We start from the raw sequence: 19,960 nt of genomic DNA, 5'->3' as shown, positions 1-19,960 counted from the left end.
AACATACAGAATAAAAAGAATTATCAGATAACTTGTTGACTGCGTCACAGCAAAGTGCTATCATAGAAGTTGTAAAATGGGCGAAAACGTTGAAATATTAACGCAATAACGCGTTAATATAGTAAAGCGAAACCCGCTGGATATGAAAGAAAGGAAGGATGAGATGAAGAAGAGCTTTAGAAAAATCCTAGTCATCTGCACAGTGCTTGCTATGATATTAGGTACAACCTTTGCTAGCGCAGCGACGAAGACTGAAGTCACGTCGCTTGACGGTGCCAAAGCTAAGGTACAGGTTGACTGGAACCATCGCTATACCTACGATGAACTCGGGAAACAGCTTAAGGATTTGAATAAAGCATATGGCAAGTTGAGTAAGCTGGAGACGATTGGCAAGACCCATGAGGGCAGACCGCTATACTGCATGACCATTACGGATCAGTCAGTAGCAAAATCCAAGAAGACAGAAGTAACCGTTTTCGGCAATATTCATGGCGGAGAAAGAGAAAGTGCTTCCAGTGCCATGTACAGCGCCTGGTATCTCCTCGAAAACTCTGGAACCACCAAGGTAAAAACTCTATTAAAGAATTACATCGTATATGTAATTCCGGTTATCAATCCAGATGGATATGAACAATCCTTTATCTGGAACACTCGTCAAAACATGAAGCCTACAGACCATGATGGTGATGGCATTCCATTTAACGACAACTACAAGGATATCGACGGCGATGGCTATATCGCTGATATTTCTGCAGTAGATGCTGCAAAGACTGTAACAGGTTCTGCAGGACGCGAAAGTGATGATGCTAACAAAGACGGCATTTTGGGCAACGATCCAAAAGGCAGCAATATCGATATGAACCGTACCTTTGATTATCTGTGGGGAGAGGATGGCGTCATGGATTCAGAAGGAGAAGCACCTGCAACAGAACCAGAAATACAGGCCGTACAGAATTTCATTAAAGCACATCCGAACATGACCTGTCTGGCAACCTTACATACTGGAATTCAGTGCGTATTGTATCCATGGGGATATCGAAAAGCCCATAAAGATTTGGACGATATGAACGACATCAAGTACATGGATCAGACTGCAAAAGAAATGGCAAAGACCATCGCAGAGGGAACTCAGAGAAACTTCTACTACAAGCAGTCCTATCACGACTATCCGACTTATTCGGAACTGATTGACTATGCTTATGGCAAGTTCGGCATCCACCCATATACCATCGAAGTATATAGCGGCGGAAGCAGCGAAGACTCCGCTTACGATCCGAATCACGATCTCTCATCTGATAAAGGCTGTAAGTGGAACAACAAACTGCCAGATGTAAAAGAAGTCTACTACACCCACGAAGAAGCGGCCAAGATTTTAGAAGCGGCTGGCGTCGATCCTGCCAATCTGCAGATCAAAGATAAAGCGACCAACGAATATCGTCTGTGGAAGGCGAGTGAAGGTCTGCTGTTCAAAACTTCGGCAACCGCGCAGATGGTCGACAAAGCGCCTGAGGGCCAGGATGTCATGGTCAACGGCGTGATGAAGGGCATCCTGAAGATGTTCGAAAACGAGAAGGCCGTCAACACGGTCAAATTGACTGTCAAAGCATCTGCCTCAAAGGGCAAGGTCAAACTGACCTGGAATAAACCAAAAGGACAGATTACCGGCTATCAGGTTCAGAAATCCAAGTATTCAGCGAAAGGTTTTTTGAATGTGAACAAGAATACGACTAAAACTAGCATTACCAATACCAAGAACCTAAAAAAAGGAACGACTTACTATTATAGAGTAAGACCAATCAGTAAAGTCAATGGAAAGACTACCTATGGACAATGGGCAAAGGTCAGCGTAAAAGCAAAATAAAGTATTTGCGAGGAGCTGTTGCAAATGTGATTGATGAATTCGATCAACTGGAGCGACAGCTCCTTTTTTGTATCTATCTGTCAAAACCCTTGTCATGCTAAGAGACACGGCAAAGATGGAAGACAATTTATAAGTCATAGCATTCGTTATTGAATATCAACTGTTTGTTTGATATAATATTATAGGATAAAAGTAAGACAAATGTAAGTAGTGATACAGAAGAGGTGAATAGCAATGCTGAGAAACAGAATACGTTCTAATTCAGGTGCGACAATACTGTTAGCGTTGCTGTTTTTCTTGTTATGTGCTTTGGCGGGTTCAATCATTCTGTCGGCGGGAAGTGCCGCAGCAGGCAGAATCAGTGGATTAAAGGAGACGGAGCAGTCTTTTTATTCCGTAACTTCGGCTGCCCAGATTATGAGGGAAGAAATTGAAGGGCAGGAGTTTCAGGCTTATACAGAAGATGGCGGCTCTCCAACCTATACAGCAGTGCCGGACAGTGAGATTAAAAAGATTCTCATAGACGCAGTTATAGAAATCTATGAGAGAAAAAAGGCGGAGTCGGGAGAAACGCTTACCTTCTATCCTTCCAGCGAGACATTAACGGATGTGATGGGCAAAGTAATTGCGAATTTTATTATGACGGACGATTATAGAATTGAGATTACATTCAGCATGGAAAAATCGAAAAAATATATTTGCAAACTGACCGCCAAGGCCATCGTGAACAGAAGAACATCTCGATACGAAGAAGAAAAAGACGGCAAACTTGTGGAGGTTAAACGGGAGGATATCCATGTTTATTGGAACGAGTGCACCATTGACAAGGGCTGATTAGGAAGTGATTGAATGCAGTTTATTTATAAAAAAATAAAAAAAGACAACGGAGAATCTCTGGCAGAAGTTCTGGTAGCAATCTTAATTTCAGCAGTAGGGATGCTTATGTTGTCTTCTCTGATCTATGCGTCTACTCATATGATAGAAAAAGGAGATGCAAAGATTACAAAGATTTATAACGGGGTTAACGCCATGGAAGAAAAACAGGATGGCATATTATCCAATCAAGAACTGACCATATCGGGAGCAAAGGGGAATACACAGATTAAAATTGATATTTATCACGACGAGAAGTCCGGTTTGATGTCATACGAAAAACACGAGGGCAGCAAGTGATGAGGGCGCGGATGAAAAACAAAGAAGGCTTTTCCATCTCTGAGATGCTGATGGTAGTGATGATTCTGAGCCTGATTATCGTCATACTGGGCAGCGGCGTCATGGTAGTAAAAAATGCTTATGAGAGGATTACCTTAAAGGCAGAAGCGCAGACCCTTCTCTCCACGACGATTACCAAAGTAACAGACGAATTTCGATTCAGCAAGTACATCAATGATGATGGAACATCGCCAGCAAAATTTACCAGCGGGATTCGCGGATATGAAATATGGTTTGAAGATGGCGATGGGACTAGTGGTAAAAAGGGAATTTTAGTCTGCAATCTAGGAGGAACTTCTACGCAACTGCTGACCGACAAGACCATGACCAGCAGATTGACGCCGACGATTACATATCAATACGATAAAGATAAAAATTTGTTTACTGCTACCATAACCATTGCCACCAAAGAGAATCAGAAGTTCCTGCAACAGGAAATCAAAGTAAAACCAATCAACTAAAGGAAGGAACCTTAGATGAAACATAAACGACTTGGAGACGTATTGACATCAGTAGGGCTGATTTCGGATGAACAGCTGGGTGAAGCGCTCGCACTTCAAAAACAGTCGAAAGACCGTTTGGGAAAAGTTTTGATAGATAACGGCTTCATTACAGAAGCACAGCTGATAGAAGCGCTGAGAATGCAGCTAGGCATCGATTTTATCGATTTGACCAAAGTGACTATTTCCCCGGAAATGGTAGAGCAAATTCCCAAGAACATTGCCAAGAAACACGGCGTCGTGCCGGTAAAGGTTGTAAAGGACACTTTATACCTGGCGATGAAGGATCCTTTGAATTTTATGGCGGTAGAAGAAGTTCGCGCTACTTCGAGGAAAAAAATCATCCCGATGATTGCTTCAGAGAATGCAGTAGAACACGCGACCAGCGCCCTTTATGGAAATGAGGGTGCGGCAAAGGCCATGGCGCAGATGCGGGCAGAGTCAGGATTCAGACCGGACGAGGCTACCATGGATTTTGCTGATACAGAAGAAAACAGCGCGCCTACCATCAGACTGGTCAACTCCATTATCGAGAGAGCTGTCACAGAAGACGCCAGCGATATTCACTTTGAACCGAGCAGCGGCAATATGAATGTGAGAATGCGAATAGACGGGAGTCTGCACAATATCCTGCAGATACCAAGAGATCTTCAGGATTCCGTGATTTCCCGTTTGAAGGTAATGGGCAGAATGGATATTTCCGAACGTCGCATACCACAAGATGGCCGCAGCGAACTAAGGCTGAAGAGTAAGAACATCGACCTTCGTATGTCTACGCTGCCGACAATTTTCGGTGAAAAGATCGTTATCAGACTTTTGGCGAGAGATGAACAGATGTTAGACCGGGAGGGAATCGGCCTCATGGATGACGACTCCAAAAAACTGGACCGATTATTAAAGCACAGCAGCGGTGTGATTTTGATCGTGGGCCCAACGGGTAGCGGCAAATCTTCTACCATGTATACTATTATCAAAGAGTTGATCAGCGAGTCCACCAATTTGATTACGTTAGAGGACCCGGTGGAATACAACATTGACGGAGCGACGCAGGTACAGATTAACGAGAAGACTGGCCTGACTTTTGCCAGCGGCCTGAGGGCAATTTTGCGTCAGGATCCGGACATCATCGCCGTGGGGGAAATCCGTGACGGTGAGACGGCAGAAATCGCAATGAGAGCTGCTATGACAGGTCATCTGGTGATCTCTACAATCCATACAGAGGATGCCGTATCCGCAATCGACAGATTGAAGGATATGGGGGTTGAACCTTATCTCATCGCTGGAGGCATCAGAGGCATCATTTCCCAGAGATTGGTAAAGAAAGTCTGCAATAACTGCCGGGAAACCTATCTGCCGGACCCGGAATTGTGCGATATGGCAGGTATCGATTTGAGTAGTGATGACAGGCAGTTTTACCACGGAAAGGGCTGTCCGATGTGTTTTCACAGCGGCTATAGAGGAAGAATCGGCGTATTTGAAATTCTGACCTTTAACGATGAACTGAGATCGTGTATTACGCAGGACTGTGATAAACAGGAGCTGCGTCAGATTGTATCGAAGACGGACTTTGTGTCTATGGTACACAATGCTGACAGGCTGGTAGAAAAGGGCGTTACGACTGTAGAAGAGGTCTGTAGAACGGTAAGTCTATTGGATTAATCTGGAGGATATGAATGATAGTTGAAGAATATATTAAGCATGCAAGTGAACTGGGTGCTTCAGACGTGCATGTGGTGGCCGGTTTGCCGCCAAAGTGCAGGAAAGATGGGCAGCTGATCGATCTCTTTCCAGAGATTTTGACCCATGATACTTGTGAGAAAATTGCCAGTGAACTAGCTGGTAAGTTATACAGCAAAATAGAGGATATCGGCGAGCTGGATTTGGCCAGAACCATTGCAGGAGAGCGAATCAGAATCAATCTTTTTCGCCAGCAGGGCAGCATATCGGCAGCCCTGCGTATCCTGAGCAATCAGATACCAAAGTTGGAGCAGTTGGGTCTTCCGCCAGTAGTCAGTGATTTTCCCTCCTACAGAAAGGGCATCATTTTAGTAACTGGTGAGACTGGAAGTGGTAAGTCGACCACTCTGGCAGCGATTTTAAACCAGATCAATCACACGAGGACGGATCATATCATTACCTTAGAAGATCCGATTGAGTATCTCTATGATCCAGACAAATGTATCATCAACCAGAGGGAAATCGGCAAGGACACAGAGAGCTATGACGATGGATTGCGCGCAATCCTCAGAGAGGACCCCGATGTGATTTTGATCGGTGAGATGCGTGACCTTAATACAATAGAAACGGCTTTGACTGCGGCCGAGACGGGACATCTGGTCTTTGCTACACTGCATACCAACTCTGCGCCGGATTCCATCGATCGTATGGTTGGTGTGTTCCCAGCCGCAAGACAGCAGCAGATTAGACTGCAGTTATCCACGACGCTGAAGGCTGTGTTGTCTCAACAGCTTCTCGTCCGCAAAAGCGGTCAGGGCAGAGTAGCGGCCTGCGAGGTTATGGTTGTAACGCCAGCGATTAAGAATTTGATCAGAGAAGGAAAGACGCCGCAGATGATGTCTTCCATGTTATCTGGCGCTTCTGAAGGGAGTTTGACCATGGATAATTGCCTCATCAAAATGGTCAAAGAGGGTAGTATTTCCTCAAAGATTGCCTATGAGGCCTGCAACGATAAAGAGTACATGAAAAAATACGTGAGCATCAGATAGATGAAACTTAGAAGAAAGGATGTGAGGCGGGTTTGGTAACTTATCAGTACAGAGCCGTTACGGAAGATGGCGTTAAGACGAGGGGTGTCGTCCAGGCTGTGGACGAATATGCCGCAGTGGAAAAAATTAAAGCGACCTGCCCCATAGTAACGAAGATAACGCCCGTAAAAGAAGGCGGGATTAACGACATTCTGCAGATGGAAGTAGGGCATAGCAAAATCAATACAAAAGCTCTTTCTGTCATGTGTTCTCAGTTCGCAATTATCCTTAAATCGGGAGTATCGATATCCAAATGTATGGAGATGATTGCAGAGCAGACGCAGGATAAGCGGCTGCGGAAGATGCTCTTCAGCGCAGCTGACGATGTGGCAGAAGGTAACAGTATTGCAAAGAGTTTCGAAAAGAACTGCAAGGAGCTGCCCATCACCTTTATTGAAACAGTCAGAGCTGGCGAGCACTCTGGTACTTTAGAACACTCTTTTGAAACGCTGGAAAAGTACTATGAAAAAACTTACAGAACCAGTCAGAAAGTTAAGAGGGCTATGAGTTATCCGATTTTTGTCATCTGTGTGGCAATCGTGGTTTTGATTATCGTCATGGCCAAGGTAGTGCCGTCCCTGGCAGAAACTTTTGTTGATTTAGATGGAGAGATGCCGGGTATTACAAAAGTAATGATAGCGATGTCCACTTTCTTCGGCAAGTATTGGTTATATATCATTGGCGCTTTGATTGCGCTGGCTGTCGCCTTAAAGATCATTTTTAACACCGAGAAAGGGCGGGTCTTCTGGCACAAGGTAAAGCTGAAAATTCCAGTGATTGGAAAGATCGCTCTGCTTAATGGAGCCAGTCAATATGCCAATACCATGGCGGCATTGATGAGCGCCGGTTTGTCAGTGCATCAATCACTGGATATCACCGCCAAGGTTTTGGACAATTATGTTCTCAGCTTGGAAACTTCCATGATGAGCGGCAGGATTGAAGAAGGGAAACAACTGGGCGAGTGCATGCGGCAGAGCAAATATTTCCCCAAGACTTTGATTGAAATGTGCGCCATCGGTGAAAATACTGGCGAATTGGATGAGACACTTGTAACGGTAGGTTCGTATTTTGACAATGAGGCGGAACACGCGACGGAGAAAGCAATCTCCAAGCTGGAGCCGACCATCTTGATTGTGATGGCAATTTTTGCTGGATTCATTGTTATCTCGATTTACCTGCCGATGTTTACCATGTATGAGCTGATTTAGAAGAAATCTGTTATTGGTAAATTTTAGGTCTTGCAAGACCGATGAATAATTATTATAGTATCAGAGGGCGTTTAACCCCAATGCCCTTGAGATAGAAAATGTATGTACATACGAGGAGGAAAGACGATATGATTGAAATGAGAAACGTATTAAAAACAAAGTTAAATAAGAAGGGTTTTACCCTTGCAGAATTACTGGTCGTTGTTGCAATTATTGCTATTCTGGTAGCAGTATCCATTCCTATTTTTACTGGGAAACTGAATCAGGCAAAGAAAAGCACTGATGCTGCTAACGTTAGAGCAGCAAAAGCTGCAGTAGTAAGTGAATATCTACAGAATGAAAATCTTGACACAACGAGTACTGTAAAATATGAGTATGATGCAGAAAATGGTACCGTCAAAATTTACAATGGCGGTTCTCCTAGTGTAAAAGGATATGGACAGTCTAGTACCAACAAGGGTAAAGTTATTCTTGTGACCGTCGCGCCAGGAACAGGAACTGGTGAAGATAGGAAACCAGAAATTACTACTACGTGGTTTCAATAAATAATAATGAATATGAGAAGCCGTGGGGTTGCGGCTTCTCTCCATTATTTGTTTTTTTCCAAAAGGTCACCATAGTTGGTTTTTCGGAAAGAGTCAAATAATTTATCATTGTTTTAAAAGAGGATTTGCATATGAAAAGACGAGCAGAATTGAATAAAATGGGTTTTACCCTTGCAGAGTTATTAGTTGTGGTTGCTATTATTGCAATCCTAATAGCAGTATCGATTCCTATCTTTACAGGGAAACTAGAAGAAACTCGGGAAACAACAGATGTCGCTAATATGAGAGCAGCGAAGGCAGCTGCGACAGAGGCGTTCTTGAGTGGAGACTATGAAGACTCATGGGCAAGCAATACACCTGGACAGTATACCGCGGTTTTTGATGCAGATAAAGGAATATTCGTTAGCGATGGAAGTTATGGGGAGCCATATGGACAAGGAACTGAAAAGGATGCAGGGACTACATATTACCCTAATGGAAATAGTTATACTAATACAGATAAACAACTATTTAACTATGATGGAACAAGGTCATACAAAGGTTTTATGATTGATGCGGTTATTCTAGTAGATAGAGAAGAAATTATCATTAGATGGTTTGAGGCAGTTCAATAATAAAGGTCGTAATGCAATATTTTGATTTAATAGTAAGGGGATGTATATTAGTGCGAGTAAGTATATACAAAAACAAGAAAGGTTTCACTTTAGCAGAACTTTTAGTAGTGGTAGCAATTATTGCAATATTAGTCACGGTATCCATTCCTATTTTTACTGGGAAACTTGATGAAGCGAGGAAGAATACTGACCTTGCCAATGAGCGGGCAGCGAAGGCGGCAATTTCGGATTACATGCAATCTGATCAAGAGTCCGGATATTATAAATTCTACGATGCAGATAGTGGTACCATGATTGACCCGAATACAGAATCTACCAGTGGTATAAAGGGATACAATCAGACTGAAAAGCAGGGGAGCGGCATAAATAATCATGCTATTACCGTGACAATTACACCTTCTTCTGGCGGTGGCAAAGCAAATGTCGAGTTGTATTGGCATCTACTGAAATAAGGAGCTTTTATGTCAATTTTACATAATAACAAAGGCCTTTCACGCTTGGAGTTTTTCTGTATTGTGGGAATCTGTCTCATTGCAGTCTTTGCGGCTTACAAAGGTATTCTCTACTACCACAACAGCATGGCTAGAGGCAACGACAGCCTCAAGGTCAATGCGGCAAAGTCCGTCGCAACAATGAATCTAAGTACGGCAGGCTGTGTCATTAACGGTTGCGAAGGCAGTTTTGACAAACCCTGCAGACACATGGATAAGGACGGATACACCACCGGGTATTACGATGCCGTGAAGAGAAAAATCTTTGCTGACAACTTAGCCGGTTATAACGAATACACAGAGATGAAAATCGGCGATGAAATATACAAGGGCAAGAAAAATACGATGGTTATTAAAGTGCAGGGGAAAGAGGACAAAATCTATCTTAGCTGGGTTCCATCAAAAGACCAAGAAAGATTTGCACGCAAATAAGCAAAGGATCTACAATGGTTTTGTGCTTTCTGCGAGTTTTTCATAGATTTTGCACAATTCTCTGCAGTAGAAATCGAAGTTATTATGACGACATATGTGATAATAACGGAGAGAAATAACCGGGACAGCAAAATGGATCAAAAAACTCGCTTTCATCGTAGACCCTGTAAGGACTTTCAACAAACCAAGGCAGAAGGAGACAAACGATCGTGATAATAGAGGAAAGCACGTTTTTAACAGTTTACATATTTGTCGTGATGGGAATCTTTGGCGCTGTCTTCGGCAGCTTTATCAACTGCATGGCGTGGCGTATCGCCCATGGCGAAAGTGTACTGAAAGGAAGAAGTCACTGCGCTGTCTGCGGGCATCCGCTGGGAGCGGCGGATTTAGTGCCGGTATTCAGTTTCCTTTTTCTGAGAGGAAAATGCAGATATTGCAGAGAGAAGATTTCACCTCGCTATGTGGCGGCAGAACTGCTGATGGCGGCGGCATTTCTTCTCACGGCATGGCGCTTTGGTTTATCCTTGCAGACCTTGTGGATTTGCGGCCTAGCCTGTATTCTGATGACTTTGTCACTGGTGGACCTGGAAACCTACCTCATTCCCGACCGTTTTATTATTGCGGGGATCGTATGGTACTTTGGCATTCTGACCTTCGCTGAAGAAGGGAAAGGGGAACTTCTTTCAGGTTTGGCAGGAGGACTGTCCATTGGCGTAGGAATGCTGCTTTTGTCGCTGCTGTTTGATAAAGTGACGGGAAAAGAAAGCTTGGGCGGAGGCGATATCAAACTGTTCTTTATGACAGGACTATATTTGGGTCCGTGGGTGGGACTTTTCAACCTAATCCTATCCTGCATGATCGGAATCGGTTTCGTTCTGTTTATGGGACAAAAGCGAATTCCCTTTGGACCGGCAATTTCCCTGGCGGCTTTCATCAGCCTTCTGGTGGGAAATGATGTTGTAAATTGGTATCTGGGACTGTTTATCTAGTCAAGAGACATCTTATACCGCAAGTTTCATTTCAGAATAAATTCTGCAGCGCAAATGGTCAAGGCTCTTTGGGCAGAAGATTATAGATAAAAGAGGAAAAAATATGGCAAAGAAAATATTAGGTATTGAAATTGGCAACTGCCGTCTAAAAATTGCAATCTGTTCTGATTACAATTTAGAGCGGCTGATTACCGCAGACCTGCCTGACAACCTGGTACAGGAAGATGAAATTGTATCCTGGGAGGCTATGGCAGAGTTTATAAAAGAGGTGATCAAAGAGAACAAGATTTCTGTGAAAAATGCGGCAGTCGTAATACCAGAAAAACTAGTTTATACCAAACACGTGGTCATGCCGGCTATGACGGTAGACCAATTAAAAGTCAACCTGCCTTATGAGTTTCATGATTACATAACAGAGGATAAAGATAAATATTTCTACGACTATGCTGTTATCAACAAGACTTCGGATACAGACGGAAATCTTACAGAGATGGAGCTGATGGCGGTAGCGGCACCGAAAGAAACAATCAACCAGTATAAGACTCTGTTTCGCCGTGCAGGCCTGCGCCTTACGCTGATTGCCCCGGATTATTCTGCCATACGTAACATCATCAAAGATTATGAAGAGGTTAACGCGGTAAAAGAACCGGGGGATTATGCAGTCTTGGATATCGGCCATAAAACAGTGAAACTCTATTTCTTTACCCAAGGTGAATATGAGATTACTCGTGTAATGGAGGCAGGCTGTGAAGAAATAGACTTCTATATTGCCGAAACCCGCAATATAGAAGAACATATTGCACGAATTTATAAAGAGACAAACAAAGATGACATTCTTCACGATACTGGCTGTGAGGAAATATACAGCCAGATGGCAATCGAAGTCATGAGAGTTCTGAATTTCTATAATTTCAATCATCCGGATAACCGACTGGACGCCCTCTATTATTGCGGCGGAGGCTCTCTGATTACACCTTTGGTCGATGCGATTGCAGGAGCGACAGAAGTAAATGTGGTGAGCCTAGATCAGCTGCTGACCGATAAATATGAAGATACGACAAAGATATTGATGGGGCCGCAGGCCTTAGGCATCACATGGGAATAGGAGGTGTTATTTGTGAGTAAACTCAACAAGTCCATTGGCAAAGTAAGATATCCAGATAAGACTTCCATCAACCTGTTAATGCGGGATAACAGCGTAAGAGACCCCAAGTTTCAAATCATCCTCTTCGTGATATTCGCAGTAGTCCTTGCATTGTTCGTCAAATTCCTGGTCGTTGATAAACTGGCTGAGGCATATGACGCGGAAAAGGCATATACACAGATGCAGACACAAATCGATCAGCTGAGAGCGTCAAATGAGAAATATGATCAGGTGCGAGAAGAATACAGCCATTATGGAAACGGCTATCTTAACGATGAAGAAAAGATAGAGCAGAATCGTATGGCCATGATGCGTGCAATCCAGCGAAATGTAATTTCCAAGTCTGAAATTCAGTCCGTGGAGATTTCAGGCAACGTTGCGACTTTGACTATTGATAATATCAGGCTAAAAACCGTCTCTGATATTGTCGCCTCGTTGGAAGACGACGATATCGTTTCCTTTGTAACAGTTTCTACAGCAGGCACTAACACAGACTCCAACGCTTTGGTGACAGCTACTGTGATTATTAATTTCGTACCAAAGGGAGGTGAGCAGTAATGATGAGCCGTGAATTTACGACCCGCGAAAAAATCCTGCTGCTGGTTCTCTGCGTACTGCTCCTGGGAATCGTCTACTATGAATTTATCATCAAATACGTCGATGAAACGATAAAGCAGTACAACACTGAGGATATGGAAACAGAGCTTTTGATTGAGCAGGCCAAGGCGCAGAGCATCATGGATATGAAATCTGAGATGAAGAATACAAAAGCGAAGACCGGCAGTGTCGTTGCAAGCTACAACAATATCAAAAATGAGATCAGCGCGCTGAACGATATTTTTGGTGCTGCTTCAACTTATAACTTTGACTTTAACCAGGCGATCAAAGATGGGGATGCAGTGCGCAGAGATATCAACATCAGCTTTACTGCGGGCAGTTACAGTACTGCAGAATCTATCATTGAAAAACTGCATGATTGTAAATACAGATGTCTCATCAGAAATATCAGTATCAATACCAGTTCTGGTGAAGGCATCAGTTCTGGCTCAGTCAGTGTCAGCATGACCGTCACCTTCTTTGAGACGATGTACAATGCAAATACCACAGATGGATTGGAAGAGAATAAAGATGAGGGGACAACTACATCAAAAACTAAATAACGAGAATGGATTCACCCTTGCCGAGACCTTAGTGGCCTTGGCTATTTCCATCATTCTTCTTGCCATTACCATGGTCGGCATCCTTCAATATTACAAGAATATGAAGCTGACAGAAATGGACACAACGGCAAAGGAAATCTTTATTGCGGCGCAGAATCACTTGACGCAGGCAGATGCGTCAGGAGAGTTAAAACGGTATCGGAAAGATGCCTTAGACACTACAGAGACCTCTGTAAACGAAGACGCCTTAGGCACCTTGATCCCATCTCAGCCCTCTGACGTACCTGATGGAATTGCCTGGCCGTCAACCAATAAAGACTATTATTATATCAAATACAATGTGAATGATAGCACGGTGGGGAATCTGGAAGGAAGCATATTGCAGTATATGCTTCCTTTTGGCGCCATTGACGAGACTGTTAGAGCTGATGGGAATTACATCATCGAATACAATGTAAAGACGGCTACCGTATATGGCGTCTTTTATGCCGAAAATGACGTCAACTTCAGTTACATAGATATCACCGCCCTTGACAGAAAAGACGGCAGAAAGGATACCGCAGACGGCAGGCATACGCGTAGAGATTATGATGCTGGTATCATCGGATACTACGGCGGCGCCATGGCTGGAAATCTATTGTCTGGTGAGACAGCAGATCTTAGAATGGAAATTGAGAACAAGGATACATTGAAGATTACCGTTATCGATCCCAACTATTTTAACAAAACGACGGATAATAAAGGCACGCTGCAAACGCATCTGACTTTGATCGTAAAAGGAAAGGAAAGCGGCAACGAAGAGAAGTTCACGCTGGATTTGACAGACAGTGATAACCCGTCAATTGTTCCGACAAAAAAAGAGGTCAAGAAGAATCTCTGGTGGGATGTTGATACGATTGAGTTAAAGGACGCGGCCAGCAGTGATAAGAAAACAGGATTACAATATACCATGACTCTGGACGATATTACGAGGCCGGGAGGGCATTTTGCTGACATCTTTCCAACCTTGATGCCTGGCGAGGATGTTGTCGTAAAGGTTGTCAGCGCCAGCACGACGGCTCTGGCCACTGTAAGAGAAGCAGAAGGCATGACCAACAGCCTGTTTGAGTCAGTGAAGAAGGATGCAGATGCTGCAAAGGAGAACAAAAAACAGGCCATCGCTTCTATTGGATATCTAAGGCATCTGGAGAACCTGGACCCGGGCGTTTCAAAGCTGCCGCAGAATACCAATGCAGTGAAAGACGGCACGAAGATATTGTATAAGCCGGAGTACCTTGTAAAGAGAGCCGAACAGACCAGAGATATGGACTGGAACGAATTTTTCGGCAAGAATGTAGAGAATCGGAAGTCTGTCTATAAATTTGGTCTGAAGGAAGATGCGGTCAATGCTGAAAAGCTGGCGGACGGCAGCTATTATGGAATTAAAAATGACTTGCTTTATGAATACGACGGTTATCAGCATAGGATTTCTAATGTATATATCGACAATAAGAACCAAGACAGCCATCAGGATTCCAGTGGCGAGGGCAAGGTTGACGGAGCATTGATAAGGTATTGCCAGACGAACTTTGCAATCTCAAACTTGGTATTAGAGAACTTTGATGTAACGGCAGAGAGAAATGCGGCTGCTTTAGTCGCCGAAATGCAGAACCCAAAAAGTGGAAATGTGACCGGGCTCCGAATTTCAAATGTTTTAGTAGTTGGAGGCAGCATTACATCAAACTTTACGAGAGGAAATGCGGGCGGTTTAATAGGGTATACAGGGACACGAACCGTTGTCAGCGACTGTGCCGCTAATGCAAAGATTACCGCGAAAGGCGCTCGTCTTGATGCCGACTATGCAGGAGATGCCGGCGGGCTGATCGGCGAGATGAAAAGCGATGGCAGAGAAATCAGAATCTCTAATAGTTATAGCGGCGGGCAGACAGAAAAGGGCAAATACAAATCTACAGTCAAAACAGATTACAATATCTATGGCGTGGATAGTGCAGGCGGACTAATTGGTAAAATCAATGGCAGCAGCAATACCAAAATCGTAAACAGCTACAGCACCTGTTCTGTATACGTTGCAGATGATAAAAGCGAGAAGATCACTGGTTCTGCCGGCGGCTTAGTAGGAAAACAGCGTATAGGAAGTGCTTCCTATGAGAATTGTTATGCAACAGGACTGGTGAACGGCGATACGGGCGCTTATGTCGGAGCCTTTATCGGCTACAGTCAAAGCGCAGATACCTTTAAAGACTGCTATTTTTTGAAGGGAATCAATAAAGACGATTTAGTTTCGGCTTCCACCCATGCCAATGTGAGAGCGATCAAGGCCTATTCGTATATCGAAATGCCGAAGAACAATGCTGCCATAACTACGCATCCGATGGATTCTTATCTGACAGATAAAAGTTATCCCTTTAAGACGGTGAATAAAACTGGACTCAAGCTGACCGACGATACCTCTTCAGAGGGAGTCCACTATGGAGACTGGCAGGAACCTGCTGAGGAGGAAGCATCAAGTGCCAGAGCTTTCGCCTACCGGGAGGAGATAAAGGATAAAGATTTCTGGTATATTGTCAGCGCTGATGAAAACGACGAAGGAAAGACGATAATCAACAGGAAAGATGCCCTTACCAGGGATAAGGGGGTCAACGTTAACGATACGGCCTATAGCTACGGAATTTTGATTCCAGCAGAGGAAGACGACGGAAAGCTGGAAGGATTATTTAAGAACGGGGATCCGACGAAGTACCTTGAATCGAAACCGGAAACAGTTGAGATTAAATTGAATGACAAGGAAACGACGACCTATCATTATTATCAAGTCAAGATGAACGAAATTGACACACTGAGAGATAAAGATACCGGCATCGTTAAATTTCTCACTTGGAAAACAAAAGGCAGCAAAGGGGATGACGTTACATTTTACTTTAATCCCGATTTTGCAGGAGCGATCAGTGCAAACAGTGAAACGGCTTTAGGTCATACAGTTCCATATCAGGTGAGAACAAACATGCAGCTGAGAAATGTGGCGTCGAATTCCTATCAGGAGACGTATCGGAATTGTAACTATAAGCAGACTGTCGATATCAAACTGATGAAAGACAAAAACGGCGATACCAATTTTAAACCTTTTGGCGGAGAAGCCTTCTTGGGCACCTACAATGCATTCCATGAAGGTGGAAAAGGTTATGATATAGACGAGTTCGAACAAAATATCACTTCCGCAGGGAAGACGGGACTGATTACAAGGATTGGCTCTGGCGCTACGGTATCCTATGTGAACCTACATGGGAAGATAACGACCGACAATATTACTACAGACAAGATCGGCAGCCTGACGGGCCAACTTTCTGGAGAAGTTCAAAATTGCTTCTCTGATGTCACGATGAATCTCGTAAATTCCGTCAGCTATTCAGGTGATATCGGCGGTCTGATTGGCGATGTGGCAGTCGGCGCAAAAGTCAGCAATTGTCACTATACATCCGTAAATGATAATATCGGACTGAGAGTGAACTTGAGCGGAACGCCGGGGACTATTAACGTAGGTGGACTAGTAGGAGATAATTCGGGAGAAATCTCAAATTCTTCAGCAAATGCGAAAATTACTTATCAAGTCAATAATCCACAAAACTGCTTTATTGGCGGTCTGATCGGCTTAATGGACCAATCAGGAAAAGTCGAAGATTCCTGGACCAAGACTTCATTCGTTGGCATAGGAAGCTTTCACACCTATTTTGGCGGTTTTGTCGGAAAGATATCAGGTGAATCTAAGATAGTTAACTCCTATGCCGTATTATCCAATGGGAACACCTTCAATGTCGGTTTTGCGACGTTATATACTTTTGCAGGTCTGCATGAAAAGGTGACAAATGTATCCGGCACGGTCAAAAATTGCCATGCAGTTGAACTGGCATATGACAATTCTCTGTTATTGAATGCCAATCCTTTTGTTAACGGAGAGAGTTTAGAGGACAATGCAAACTGCTACATGTATCGCAGCGGCACCGGGGAACCAGGTGTGACTTATGTCCTCAACATAGATGACTACAAGCGATTATCAACTTTTAAAGGATTTGATAATACTATTTGGGAAATAAAGAAGGGCTTTCTATACCCATCGTTAAAATCAAATCCGGAATCATAAAAACAATCAGCGATTAAAGTACTGCAAATGGGCGAGAGCTCGGCAGTACTTTTTGCTTTCTATTTATAACTCTGTCAAAATACAGGCCAACATATAAAAATCTCTCATCAACCAAAAGCAATATCTGTATTTATTTCAAAAAATCCGGAAAATTTTAGAATTTCCCCATCTTGGAAAGTCGGTTTTTATATGATAAAATAACTCTTAAGACTTTAGTATGAGGGAGAACGTATGGAAAGAATAACAGACGAAAAGATCTTCTACAAAAAGATGATTTTCATCGGCGTGCCAGTCGTGTTTCAGAATCTGATCAGCATCGGCCTGAACTTGATTGACACCCTAATGATTGGGATGCTGGGCGAACAGGAATTGGCAGCCGTGGGAGCGGCCAATCAGGTTTACTTCATCTTTACGGTATCACTATTTGGACTTTATAGTGGAGCGGCAGTGTATACGGCGCAATATTGGGGCGCGCAGGATATTGACGGCGTGCGAAAGCTACTAGGAATCGATTATATTGTCGGTTTTTTATTTGCACTGATAGTATCTGTTGTCGCTTATCTTTTTGCACCACAGATTATCGGACTGTTTTCCCAGGATCAGGAAGTAATCGGTTTTGGCGTGGATTACATTAGAATCGCCTGCTTTTCCTACGTATTTTCAGGTTTTTCGGGAGCCATATCCTACAACAGCCGAGCAATACAAAACCTGACCGTGCCGACGATCATCAACGCGTCAGCCTTATGCGTCAACGCAGTGCTCAATTACCTTTTGATATTTGGTAAAGCAGGTTGCCCGCAGATGGGGGTACAGGGAGCCGCTGTCGCAACTTTGATTGCCAGAGTCTTTGAACTGGCAGCACTTCTGATCTATGTGTATACGCGTAAAGAGCATCCTTTCAAAGCGTCTCCGGCAAAGATCTTCGGCTTTGGCAAAGAGCTGTTTATCAAAGTGATGCGTACAGCCATACCTGTGGTATTCACCGAAGGATGCTGGGCTGCATCAGTCGCTTTGATCTTTGCGGCCTATGGCAAACTGGGAACGTCGGCCCTGGCAGTCGCACAAGTGGCCAATGTCATCTGTGAAATGCTGCAATCAGTGTATTTTGGCGTGGGAAATGCTACCGCCATGCTGATCGGAGAAACCCTTGGCCGAGGCAACAAGGATGTCGCCTTTCACAATGGGAAGCGGGCCGTCAAGCTGGTATGGATCTTAAACGGTGTCATGACGTTATTGATGATCGTGCTCAGCAAACCAGTGGCATCGATTTACAACTTCAGCGGAGAAACCAACCGTCTTTTGATTATCACTTTAATTACCATGGCCATTACGATTACGCCGAAAATGATTGGTTACATTTATGTTGTGGGAATTCTGCGAGCCGGCGGTGATACGCTGTTCTGCATGAAACTGGAAATTTTCTGCAATATGTTTATCATGGTGCCTCTGGCATACATCTCTGTATTGGTATTCCATCTGAGTCTGCCTCTGACCATGCTGCTCATTGAAGTTGGCGATTTAGTGCGTACCTTTGTCTGCATGCCGCGGTTCAAAAGTCGAAAATGGATCAATATCGTTACCGAGGTCGAAGAAAAAGACCGCTCTTAAAAATGCTGCAGTTCTTCTTCAATTAATTCCCACGGAAAACCGACTACGTTATCAAAAGAACCTTTATAATGGTCGATGTACTTACCGAAAATCCCCTGGATAGCGTAGGCGCCAGCTTTATCGTAGGGTTCCGCTGTATCGAGATAGTCGTTGATTTCTTTATCGGTGTAATCCCTGCAAAATACTTCTGTAACGTCACAAAATACTTTTTTATAATTTTCGCCAGCCGCGATCAGAGCGACGCCAGTCGCCACGAAGTGGCTGGTGTTTCTAATTTTTGAAAGCATTTCAAAGGCATCCTGCCTGTCTTTTGGTTTTCCCATGATTCCGTCCTTATAAACAACTGTGTCGGCGGCAATAATAACAGAGCCTTTTTCTGCACATTGCTCAATTGATAACGCTTTTTTTAACGCCAGAAACAAAACGGCGTCTCGCATGCCAATTCCTGCCGGAAGTGTTTCATCTATATCTGCTGGTCTGATCTCTGGATCAAAGCCGTGCTTTTTCATCATTTCAATTCGTCTTGGCGAAGAAGATGCCAGGATAATTTTCTTTTGCATTTTGTATACCTCCTTATGTTTCACGCTACAAAAGTTATGATAGCATATATGCGGTACTTTTTCACCGCTTTTTTGCGGCATTTTTGATTTCAATAACACGTGTATATCTATTTGAGACAAAACAAACTAGTCCGAAATAGGACTAGTTTGTTTTAGAGATGGAGATACATACTGCTCTAAGGACGGTACATTTTGATGATTGCAGGCATAAAAATTAGATTTTGCCGAATACTAAAGAAATAAATCCCGGAGGTGATGAAAGTGGATAAACAAGAAGTAAAAAAGAAAGATGTGGCGAAAGCATATGAGAAATATTCCAAGCAGTTTACTCCAAAACCTACTTATTTTTCAAACTGCCTCAAAGCCTTTATTGTCGGCGGCTTAGTATGCACAGTTGCCTATTATGTGAGTAATTTTTTAGTTGGAAAAGGCTTGCCCGAAAAAGATGCTATTATATACGTTACAATTGGAATCGTAGCATTAGCGCAGCTTTTGACTGGATTTGGAGTCTTCGACAGTATTGCCCGATTTGCGGGAGCTGGCGTTATCGTTCCAATCAGCGGTTTTGCAAACTCTATGGTTGCTCCGGCAATCGAATTTAAAAAAGAGGGTCCGGTTCTGGGCGTAGGAGCAAAACTGTTCAGTATCGCAGGCCCTGTTTTAGTCTGCGGTATCACGTCTGCGACTATCGTGGGTGTGATTTACTGGATTATCGGGTTATTTTAAGGAGGCATAG

Annotated in this window: 19 protein-coding genes; 18 read left to right on the top strand and 1 reads right to left on the bottom strand. The window is 43.6% G+C overall.

Annotated elements, in window-relative coordinates; all coding sequences use genetic code 11:
- The first annotated feature begins 163 nt into the window (after window positions 1-163).
- The 17 genes from BN6539_RS21335 to BN6539_RS21255 all read left to right on the top strand — a co-directional run bounded on the left by BN6539_RS21335 (window position 164) and on the right by BN6539_RS21255 (window position 18,664).
- A complete protein-coding gene (locus BN6539_RS21335) occupies window positions 164-1,861 on the top strand; it encodes a M14 family zinc carboxypeptidase (RefSeq protein ID WP_067543106.1) in 1,698 nt (565 codons plus the stop codon).
- Between the two features lie 234 nt (window positions 1,862-2,095).
- Window positions 2,096-2,695, top strand: coding sequence for a hypothetical protein (locus tag BN6539_RS21330; RefSeq protein WP_067543103.1), 600 nt, complete (start codon window positions 2,096-2,098; stop codon window positions 2,693-2,695).
- A 15-nt stretch (window positions 2,696-2,710) separates the two neighbouring features.
- Window positions 2,711-3,034, top strand: coding sequence for a type IV pilus modification PilV family protein (locus BN6539_RS21325; RefSeq protein WP_067543100.1), 324 nt, complete (start codon window positions 2,711-2,713; stop codon window positions 3,032-3,034).
- A gap of 11 nt (window positions 3,035-3,045) precedes the next feature.
- Window positions 3,046-3,534, top strand: a complete 489-nt coding sequence (locus BN6539_RS21320) for a type II secretion system protein (RefSeq protein ID WP_067543096.1) — start codon at window positions 3,046-3,048, stop codon at window positions 3,532-3,534.
- 15 nt (window positions 3,535-3,549) lie between these two features.
- Complete coding sequence (locus BN6539_RS21315) at window positions 3,550-5,232, top strand: GspE/PulE family protein (protein WP_067543092.1); 1,683 nt, start codon at window positions 3,550-3,552, stop codon at window positions 5,230-5,232.
- A gap of 14 nt (window positions 5,233-5,246) precedes the next feature.
- Window positions 5,247-6,299: a type IV pilus twitching motility protein PilT gene (locus BN6539_RS21310; RefSeq protein WP_067543089.1), complete on the top strand. Its 1,053-nt coding sequence runs from the start codon at window positions 5,247-5,249 to the stop codon at window positions 6,297-6,299.
- 32 nt (window positions 6,300-6,331) lie between these two features.
- Window positions 6,332-7,546 carry a type II secretion system F family protein gene (locus tag BN6539_RS21305; RefSeq protein ID WP_067543086.1) on the top strand — a complete coding sequence of 405 codons (1,215 nt, stop codon included), beginning with the start codon at window positions 6,332-6,334 and terminating at the stop codon, window positions 7,544-7,546.
- A gap of 128 nt (window positions 7,547-7,674) precedes the next feature.
- Window positions 7,675-8,091 carry a type II secretion system protein gene (locus BN6539_RS21300; protein WP_067543083.1) on the top strand — a complete coding sequence of 139 codons (417 nt, stop codon included), beginning with the start codon at window positions 7,675-7,677 and terminating at the stop codon, window positions 8,089-8,091.
- Between the two features lie 131 nt (window positions 8,092-8,222).
- On the top strand, window positions 8,223-8,705 hold the full coding sequence (locus BN6539_RS21295) for a type II secretion system protein (protein ID WP_067543081.1): 483 nt from the start codon (window positions 8,223-8,225) through the stop codon (window positions 8,703-8,705).
- 11 nt (window positions 8,706-8,716) lie between these two features.
- Entirely contained in the window at window positions 8,717-9,157 is a 441-nt protein-coding gene (locus tag BN6539_RS21290) for a type II secretion system protein (protein ID WP_067543078.1), read from the top strand.
- Between the two features lie 9 nt (window positions 9,158-9,166).
- Entirely contained in the window at window positions 9,167-9,628 is a 462-nt protein-coding gene (locus BN6539_RS21285) for a hypothetical protein (protein WP_067543075.1), read from the top strand.
- Window positions 9,629-9,837: 209 nt separating this feature from the next.
- Entirely contained in the window at window positions 9,838-10,617 is a 780-nt protein-coding gene (locus tag BN6539_RS21280; RefSeq protein WP_197492900.1) for a prepilin peptidase, read from the top strand.
- Window positions 10,618-10,720: 103 nt separating this feature from the next.
- On the top strand, window positions 10,721-11,722 hold the full coding sequence (pilM, locus tag BN6539_RS21275; RefSeq protein ID WP_067543072.1) for a pilus assembly protein PilM: 1,002 nt from the start codon (window positions 10,721-10,723) through the stop codon (window positions 11,720-11,722).
- 12 nt (window positions 11,723-11,734) lie between these two features.
- Window positions 11,735-12,319, top strand: coding sequence for a hypothetical protein (locus tag BN6539_RS21270; RefSeq protein WP_067543069.1), 585 nt, complete (start codon window positions 11,735-11,737; stop codon window positions 12,317-12,319).
- Window positions 12,319-12,921 (top strand): hypothetical protein, encoded by a 603-nt coding sequence (locus tag BN6539_RS21265; RefSeq protein WP_067543066.1) that lies wholly within the window; start codon window positions 12,319-12,321, stop codon window positions 12,919-12,921. Before BN6539_RS21270 ends, BN6539_RS21265 begins: the two co-directional genes overlap by 1 nt.
- On the top strand, window positions 12,890-17,056 hold the full coding sequence (locus tag BN6539_RS21260; RefSeq protein WP_067543063.1) for a type II secretion system protein: 4,167 nt from the start codon (window positions 12,890-12,892) through the stop codon (window positions 17,054-17,056). Before BN6539_RS21265 ends, BN6539_RS21260 begins: the two co-directional genes overlap by 32 nt.
- Window positions 17,057-17,287: 231 nt before the next feature.
- Window positions 17,288-18,664 carry an MATE family efflux transporter gene (locus tag BN6539_RS21255; protein WP_082907666.1) on the top strand — a complete coding sequence of 459 codons (1,377 nt, stop codon included), beginning with the start codon at window positions 17,288-17,290 and terminating at the stop codon, window positions 18,662-18,664.
- Here BN6539_RS21255 and BN6539_RS21250 read toward each other — a convergent pair.
- The gene (locus BN6539_RS21250) at window positions 18,661-19,224 is read right to left on the bottom strand and encodes a Maf family protein (protein WP_067543060.1); all 564 of its coding nucleotides are present in this window, start codon (window positions 19,222-19,224) and stop codon (window positions 18,661-18,663) included. The genes BN6539_RS21255 and BN6539_RS21250 overlap by 4 nt on opposite strands.
- Before the next feature lie 261 nt (window positions 19,225-19,485).
- Here BN6539_RS21250 and spoVAC point away from each other — a divergent pair, with 261 nt between their 5' ends.
- Entirely contained in the window at window positions 19,486-19,950 is a 465-nt protein-coding gene (gene spoVAC, locus BN6539_RS21245) for a stage V sporulation protein AC (RefSeq protein ID WP_330385118.1), read from the top strand.
- Window positions 19,951-19,960 lie beyond the last annotated feature (10 nt).

The organism is Emergencia timonensis (assembly GCF_900086585.1).
GTDB lineage: Bacteria > Bacillota > Clostridia > Peptostreptococcales > Anaerovoracaceae > Senimuribacter > Senimuribacter timonensis.
Note: the sequence above shows the minus strand (reverse complement) of the source record. Positions and strands in the feature narration are given on the sequence as shown.

Coding starts and splice junctions, on each gene's coding strand:
- BN6539_RS21260 (WP_067543063.1), top strand. CDS start 12,890: ATGAGGGGACAACTACATCAAAAACTAAATAACGAGAATGGATTCACC.
- BN6539_RS21250 (WP_067543060.1), bottom strand. CDS start 19,224: ATGCAAAAGAAAATTATCCTGGCATCTTCTTCGCCAAGACGAATTGAA.
- BN6539_RS21330 (WP_067543103.1), top strand. CDS start 2,096: ATGCTGAGAAACAGAATACGTTCTAATTCAGGTGCGACAATACTGTTA.
- BN6539_RS21255 (WP_082907666.1), top strand. CDS start 17,288: ATGGAAAGAATAACAGACGAAAAGATCTTCTACAAAAAGATGATTTTC.
- BN6539_RS21265 (WP_067543066.1), top strand. CDS start 12,319: ATGATGAGCCGTGAATTTACGACCCGCGAAAAAATCCTGCTGCTGGTT.
- BN6539_RS21300 (WP_067543083.1), top strand. CDS start 7,675: ATGATTGAAATGAGAAACGTATTAAAAACAAAGTTAAATAAGAAGGGT.
- BN6539_RS21285 (WP_067543075.1), top strand. CDS start 9,167: ATGTCAATTTTACATAATAACAAAGGCCTTTCACGCTTGGAGTTTTTC.
- BN6539_RS21290 (WP_067543078.1), top strand. CDS start 8,717: ATGCAATATTTTGATTTAATAGTAAGGGGATGTATATTAGTGCGAGTA.
- BN6539_RS21310 (WP_067543089.1), top strand. CDS start 5,247: ATGATAGTTGAAGAATATATTAAGCATGCAAGTGAACTGGGTGCTTCA.
- BN6539_RS21315 (WP_067543092.1), top strand. CDS start 3,550: ATGAAACATAAACGACTTGGAGACGTATTGACATCAGTAGGGCTGATT.
- pilM (WP_067543072.1), top strand. CDS start 10,721: ATGGCAAAGAAAATATTAGGTATTGAAATTGGCAACTGCCGTCTAAAA.
- BN6539_RS21325 (WP_067543100.1), top strand. CDS start 2,711: ATGCAGTTTATTTATAAAAAAATAAAAAAAGACAACGGAGAATCTCTG.
- BN6539_RS21320 (WP_067543096.1), top strand. CDS start 3,046: ATGAAAAACAAAGAAGGCTTTTCCATCTCTGAGATGCTGATGGTAGTG.
- BN6539_RS21335 (WP_067543106.1), top strand. CDS start 164: ATGAAGAAGAGCTTTAGAAAAATCCTAGTCATCTGCACAGTGCTTGCT.
- BN6539_RS21295 (WP_067543081.1), top strand. CDS start 8,223: ATGAAAAGACGAGCAGAATTGAATAAAATGGGTTTTACCCTTGCAGAG.